Source organism: Vibrio sp. 10N.261.52.A1 (assembly GCF_002876325.1).
Classification (GTDB): domain Bacteria; phylum Pseudomonadota; class Gammaproteobacteria; order Enterobacterales; family Vibrionaceae; genus Vibrio; species Vibrio chagasii.
The window spans coordinates 1-6,932 of record NZ_MCYD01000555.1 but is presented as its reverse complement, the minus strand read 5'-3'; the positions used below and the strand labels follow the sequence as shown (position 1 = coordinate 6,932).

Here is a 6,932-nt window from a genome sequence, read left to right as displayed (position 1 = left end):
CATATACCTACACTGATTATCATTAAATTAATTTATCATTTTTAACTTCAGTATAGTGGAGTAATAAAATGAAACCTCTTAAATATGTGATGACACTTGCTTTAATTCAAGGCTCATTCGCATGTCATAGCGAACAAGTTAAAAAAGACCAGACCCATGATATTAATGGGGTTTGGTTTAGCCAACGAGACGGCGAAATTAAAGTTATCGAAAATGAGACTACAAGAACAATACAAGTGGTTAATAGCACTTGTTATGAAGTGTCTAACTCTCTGAGTTATGGCACAGAGTTGAGTTATGAAGCGATAAAACAGCATTCCATTCGTCAAGATAATCAATTGATTCTTAATATTCTTCGACCTAGACCTTTTACTTATACTTTAATTAGCAATATTAATGATGTATGTACTGAAGGCCTTGGCCACTCTATGGTTCGCGATGGTTACTTTGATTTTGATGCTCAATCGATGTTCGATATATATTGGCAAGATATGAACAACCACTATGCCTTTTTTGATGAACGTAACATTGACTGGGATGAGGTTTATGATAAATATTATGATGGATTATACGGTGCAGACGACGAACAGTTAATTAATGTATTCGATGAAATACTGCGTCACTTAAAGGATGATCATAGTTCTATTTCTATCCCTTCAAAAGAGCTGCAGATATGGTACAGCAATAAATCCACCTTGGAACAACAATTGGAGTTGGAAGCTGACCAGTTAAATATTCCTGAATCAGAAAAAGAAAGCTACATAACCAGTCAGAAGGATAAAATCACGCTCAATATCATGAAGTATTTGTTTGAACATGAACAGGAAGGTTTTAAAAAACGAGCTTCTCGTGAGAGCAAGGAACATCGTCTTAACTGGGGCATCATTGATAATAAAGGCATACCGACTGGATACTTAAGAATTGGCGACTTCATGAGCTATATCGATGAAGGTTTAATAACAGAGACTCCTAAACGAAACACAGATAAAGCTCATCGTCAGTTTGAAGAATTAGTGACTAAAATATTAACGCAGCTAAATGATACCCAGTCGTTGATTATCGATATCCGTGAAAATGAGGGTGGGCTTGATATGCAAGGTCTATGGTTATTGCAACATTTGATTGAAGAGCAGCAGTTAGCTTGGCATGTTAGCTCTTACTTCAAAGGTGAATTCAGCCATGATGTCGATGTCACGATGACTCCGAGCGATGGTATTTCATATACAAAACCGATTGTACTTTTGACCTCTTTTGGAACGGTTAGTGCAGCAGAGACATTCGCATCGGCGATGAATACGCTCCCTCACGTGACCATCGTTGGTGAATCGACATCAGGCGCCACCTCAGATGCGTTTGGCAGAATGCTGCCTAATGGCTGGGAGTATTCATTAAGTAATTTATATTATAAGAATCGCGACCTTGAAAACCATGAAGTCACAGGGGTACAGCCAGATCACGTGGTAAGAAACTTTGTGTTAGAAGATCGTCAGCAAGGCCGAGATGTTGTGCTCGAAAAAGCATTGTCATTACTTTATTAAGGCTAACGAGCGCCTAGTTGGAGTGTCACTTGGATAACGAAAAATAGCCGCTGATTAGCGGCTATTTTTGTATGGCTTGTATAAATCCAGACAAGCCTATCGATGGTTATGTATACCCGAGTAGTTCGGTACACATAGTGCTTTTAATCAGGTTTTAGCTAGAGACTAATCTAGGTTAACACGCTCAAATTTGACAGTGTGACCACCGGTGTTTTGACTTGATTCTGTTGCGTAATACAGAGATACCTTACCATTTGAATGAAGGTAGAACTCTTCACCTGTATTCACTTGAAGCGTCGAATTTTCAGAATTTCGAGGATCAATGTAGTTGATCGATACTGCGGTGATAGCATTTCCGTTTTCATCGGTTGCGCTTCCCGTCGCCGAAACTCGATACGTCGTATCCGCATCAATAAAATGTGATAGAGGCTGAGCGTTGCCTACAAGAATATTGTGATCAGACGCGCTAACAGCGACACCTTCTTGAACAGGTAAACCACAGAATCTTGCTGTTACTTTGATTACTTCGATGGTTTCATTTGAACCTGTGCGACCTAAGCCAAGATTCAGCTTTCCGTCAACTAAACGTGAAAAATAACGGTCACTGTTTAGATTCATGTGAAGTTCAATTCTACCAGCGTTATTCGAACCGCCGCTTGCTCCACTCTCTCCCTCAAGGATACCTGAAATCGACATTGCTTCTGTAGTGTGGTTAGCCAACAGAACCTCAACTGAAAAGCCTCGTGGATTTTCAATCTTGTCGTAGCCGAAGTCAAAATCAAACTTTTCGATTTCATTCCATGCACTCGTGTTGTAGTTAATAAGGAGTGGTTGATTTGGCTCGATGACACTTTCTAACCACTGAGAGCCATCGGTTTCTCCAAAGTAACAGCCGCTGCTAGCCATTGACTGAGTTGATGTCATTACTAATGCACTGGTGATAGCTGCGATAACTGATTTGTTAATTAAATTCATTTTGTTCTCATTGAATTGTTATAAAACTAGCCATTGGTCAGAACGACCGATGTACATAAATTGTCGCTATTAAAGCATTGATTAAATAATCTTCTGGTTTTTTGTTTATTTAAATCAATAGCTTATAATGACTCACTTTCGGTTCGTACCCTACATCAGTATTGGTTATGAAATCAAGCTAATACCACAATAAATAAGTCGAGGTTATCTATCATTCTTTTGGGTTATCATTGAGCTGGTTAAAGTATGTACTAAAGTCTCTTAAATTGTTCTAACTAGCTTTATAAAGGGCTAAATTATTTGGGTTAATTGAAATGGCCAGTTAACAAACAGTGCAGCATGATGGTGACTAAACTTGAATCTTTCTTTGCAGAAAAGGGTAATTACTCCTACCTCTAACTTCCCCACTCACGCCTTCACTCAACCATTCACTCCTCATTATTACCATTCGTCGCATTGATAAAACGGCGTGACAGTTTGTGGTTAACCTTTCAACGTCAACATTTGAAAGGGATTACACATCATGACTGCTTCAAACACTTCAAACTCATTTACTGCTCTGTTTCGTCGTTCACTTTTGATTGGGTTAGCTTCAATCGCTCCTACGCTGGCGCTAGCTAATCCAAGTTCAGACGTGCTTGATATTTACAACCAAGCCGCGCAAGGCAATGAAGATCTGGTCGAGGTGGCGTATGAACGCCTCAATGACACGCTGCAACAAGACGGCGCGACACCACTGACTTTGGTTTATCTAGGCAGCACAGAAACCTTGATGGGTCGCGATGCGTTCTTACCTTGGAACAAAATGAAGTATGTCGAAAAGGGCTTATCGACCATCGATAAATCATTGGTGTTGCTGAAAGATGAAGACCAACCGATTCATGAACAACCTCGTGTTCAAGGATTACCAGATTCTTACCTGACTCGTGCCATGGCCGCGGTGACTTACACCTCTCTACCTGACATGTTTAACCACTTTGATCGCGGTTACGACCTGTTTCTCTCGCTACTCGCAGAAGATGAATTTCAACAACAGCACTTCTCTGCAACCTCATGGATTTATCGCTACGCAATTACTGCATCGATTCGTGCTGAAGACCTAACGCAAGCACAAGCGTGGTTAAAACAAATGGAAATGGCCGATGCCGACAACATCGAAACGATGACTGCGAAGGCCCTAATAGCGAAAGCCGAGTAATAGTTGCGAAAGCGAAACAAAGGGCATGGAAGCTAAACAGTTGGCTAGTAATCAGAGGAAAACGGGATGATTGAATTTAAAGGAATCGGCAAGTCGTATCTCACGGGTGGACAAAGTGTAGACGCACTCAAGGGAGTCGATGGTCAGATTAAACGCGGTGAAATGGTGGCCCTGTGCGGCCCGTCGGGATCGGGAAAAAGCACACTGTTGAACATCCTAGGTTTGTTGGATATGGACTGTCGAGGTGAGATAAATATTGATGGCAAAGCGTATCCAACAGATCAGATTGCGGCTGCACGCTTTCGTCGTCAATCGTTGGGTTTTGTATTTCAGCGCTTCAATCTGGTTCCTGTGATGACAGCGCTAGAAAACGTCGCTTATCCATTGATGTTGAACCAATACTCAAAAAAAGAACAGCAAACCAGAGCTCAGGACATGTTGGAGCGTGTTGGGCTAGGCGAATATGTACATCACCGCCCAGACAATCTTTCAGGCGGCCAGCAGCAACGTGTCGCGATAGCCAGAGCACTGGTCCATAACCCAAGCCTAGTGATTGCCGATGAGCCGACTGCCAGCTTAGACAGCCATACCGCCAATCTGGTGATAGACATTATGAAAGAGCTCGGTCATGAGATGGGAACTACCTTTATCGTCGCAACGCACGACCCAAGAATGGCACAGCGCTGTGACCGAGTGATTGAACTTATCGACGGACAACTGGCGCCAGAAGCCGAAGCAATGGAGGCGATCTCATGGGCAAGTTAACACAAGGCTTTAGCTCCGTTTTATTTCCAACCTCGGTGCGTTTGGCGTGGCTCAATCTATTGAGAAATGGTCGACGTAGTCTGCTTTCGGTGTTGATCATTGCGATTGCCGTGTTTGCGCTGACTAGTGCGGGCGGTTATGGACTTTACACCTACGAATCTTTGAGAGAATCAACCGCGCGCGATACTGGTCACCTTACATTGAGTACGCCGGGTTACTTTGAACAAGACGAAGACATGCCGCTGAGTAATGGTCTGGGTAGCGTTCAAGCGCTCACCAAGAGCATGATTGGCGACAGCGATGTGCGTGGTGTGCAGCCACGAGTTTACTTTAGTGGTTTGGTGTCTAACGGAAGCAAGTCGACCATCTTTATGGGAACAGGCGTTAATGAGCGCGAGTTCGACATGAAAGGACCTTTCCTTGACGTGCGCAGCGGTCAAACCCTCTCGGATGTGAAATCACCAAGATACGACAGCCAAGAGCCACAAGTGATGCTCGGAACCGACCTTGCTCGTAACCTTAAAGTGGCCGTTGGTGATTGGGTCACATTGCTTGCGACCACCAGTGATGGCGCATTGAATGCCTTTGATTTTAAGGTGCAGGGTATCTACTCGACTGGTGTGCCTGAGTTGGACAAACGTCAGTTGTACGTACACATCACCACCGTCCAAGAGCTTTTAGCGTCGGATAAAGTCAGCACCTTATCGGTATTCCTTTTTGAAACCAAAAAGACTTCTACGGTTCAACAACGCATCCAATTGGCTTTGGACAAGCAAGTTGGTCAACAGGGCTCAGATATTGAGATCACCCCATGGCAAGCTCGCGCGTTTTTCTACACCAAGGTTAAAGACCTTTACGACCGTATCTTCGGCATCATGGGCGCAGTGATGGCATTGGTGGTGTTTGTGTCTCTGTTCAACACCATGACCATGTCGGTGACAGAACGCACTCGTGAAATCGGCACCTTATCGGCACTCGGCAGTTACCCATCAGAAATCGTGGCGGGTTTTCTAAAAGAGGCGGGCTTACTGGCGGTGATTGGCAGTGCGATCGGCGCACTAGTGAGTGGTTTAGTGTCGGTGTTATTGCTGGTGATTGATGTGCAAATGCCACCACCTCCGGGTCGAACCGAAGGTTACCCACTCAATATTTATTTCTCATTGGAATTGGTTGGTTACGCTACTTTGGGTGTGCTGACGATCTGTTTGCTGGCTGCTTATTTCTCTGCTCGCAAAGGCGTAAATAAGCCAATCACGGAGGCGCTGGTTTATGTATAAATTTACTCGTTCACTCACTGTTTTAGGTTCTGCGTTGGCCTTGGCTCTAGTATCAGCACCAAGCTGGGCTATCGATTCACAGCAAGTTACCGAGATGATTGCTAAGGCAGACAGCTACCGTTTGAACAGCGAACAGGCGTCGAAAGTGGTGTCTCTGGTCACGCTATATCAAGACGAGCAACTAGACAAAACCCGCGAATACAACGTCTACACAAGACCAAACCGAGAGTCGCTGGTTGTGTTCAAGTCGGCGGTCGAGGCGGGTCAAAAGATGCTGATGATAGAGGACAACTATTGGTTACTGATGCCGAAATCTCGCCGTCCAATTCGTATCACCCCGATGCAAAAATTGCTTGGTGAAGCTTCGGTTGGTGATATCTCAACGCTGACTTGGAGCGAAGACTACCAAGGCGAGTGGGTTGCTGAACAATCGGTTGAGATGCCAAGTGGTGATCAGTTTGATACCCATCACTTAAAACTTACCGCAAAAACTAAGGGCGCGAGTTATCAATCCATAGATCTGTGGTTAACGGCAGACCGAGCGTTTCCTGTTAAAGCGGATCTGTATCTGCGTTCAGGTAAGTTAGCCAAGCAAGCTTGGTTTACTGAAGGCGTGCGAGATGGCTTGCCAAGTGTAGTTTCGATGACTTTGCTCGATAAGATTCAACCAAGTAAGAAAACCGTGATTGAGTACCGCGAGGTAAGCGAACAAGCTTTAGCGGACAAATACTACAACCCTGCTTACTTATCACGTAATAGCGTGTCTGGGCTTTAGGTGGGTGCCATGAAAGCTTCTAGTCGTCGATTCCACATCAAGCCTTTAATCGTTACTTTCCTTGTGCTGCCTTGTATGAGTAATACGACTCAAGCGGACGATCTGAACCTAGCCTGGGACTGGCAACTGAGTGCTGAGGCCGTTGAATCGAGAGAGTCGCCATTTAACCCTTTCGTATCTGACAATCGCCAGTCACTCAATGGTTTGTTGGATCTTGAGGTTGGATATGGCAATTGGCTTGGCCTGTTTGCAATGAAGGCCAACGACATTTTGAGCAATGACCCACAGGGGAATGAGGCAAGCTTTGAATCGGAATTCATTGTGCGCGAGCTGTTTTGGCAAGGTGGTGTTGAACTGTCTAATTCAGCGTTGGGTGATCACTACCTTGATGTGACACTCGGTAA

The 6,932-nt window shown here is 44.3% G+C and carries 6 protein-coding genes and 1 pseudogene; 6 read left to right on the top strand and 1 reads right to left on the bottom strand.

Annotated features, from left to right (window positions below; all coding sequences use genetic code 11):
• Positions 1-68 precede the first annotated feature (68 nt).
• Positions 69-1,538 carry a S41 family peptidase gene (locus tag BCT81_RS08610; protein WP_102423856.1) on the top strand — a complete coding sequence of 490 codons (1,470 nt, stop codon included), beginning with the start codon at positions 69-71 and terminating at the stop codon, positions 1,536-1,538.
• A 165-nt stretch (positions 1,539-1,703) separates the two neighbouring features.
• On the opposite strand, the gene BCT81_RS08605 is transcribed toward BCT81_RS08610, so the two are convergent.
• Positions 1,704-2,513 carry a hypothetical protein gene (locus BCT81_RS08605; RefSeq protein ID WP_102423855.1) on the bottom strand — a complete coding sequence of 270 codons (810 nt, stop codon included), beginning with the start codon at positions 2,511-2,513 and terminating at the stop codon, positions 1,704-1,706.
• A gap of 523 nt (positions 2,514-3,036) precedes the next feature.
• On the opposite strand from BCT81_RS08605, the gene BCT81_RS08600 reads away from it, so the two are divergent.
• The 5 genes and pseudogenes from BCT81_RS08600 to BCT81_RS08580 form a co-directional block, all read left to right on the top strand.
• Entirely contained in the window at positions 3,037-3,711 is a 675-nt protein-coding gene (locus BCT81_RS08600) for a hypothetical protein (protein ID WP_102423854.1), read from the top strand.
• A 66-nt stretch (positions 3,712-3,777) separates the two neighbouring features.
• On the top strand, positions 3,778-4,476 hold the full coding sequence (locus tag BCT81_RS08595) for an ABC transporter ATP-binding protein (protein WP_102423853.1): 699 nt from the start codon (positions 3,778-3,780) through the stop codon (positions 4,474-4,476).
• Positions 4,464-5,753, top strand: a complete 1,290-nt coding sequence (locus BCT81_RS08590; protein WP_102423852.1) for an FtsX-like permease family protein — start codon at positions 4,464-4,466, stop codon at positions 5,751-5,753. The genes BCT81_RS08595 and BCT81_RS08590 overlap by 13 nt, the downstream gene beginning before the upstream one ends.
• Positions 5,746-6,528, top strand: a complete 783-nt coding sequence (locus BCT81_RS08585; protein WP_102423851.1) for an outer membrane lipoprotein-sorting protein — start codon at positions 5,746-5,748, stop codon at positions 6,526-6,528. Before BCT81_RS08590 ends, BCT81_RS08585 begins: the two co-directional genes overlap by 8 nt.
• Before the next feature lie 9 nt (positions 6,529-6,537).
• A pseudogene (locus BCT81_RS08580) lies at positions 6,538-6,932 on the top strand (hypothetical protein); the annotation flags it as partial.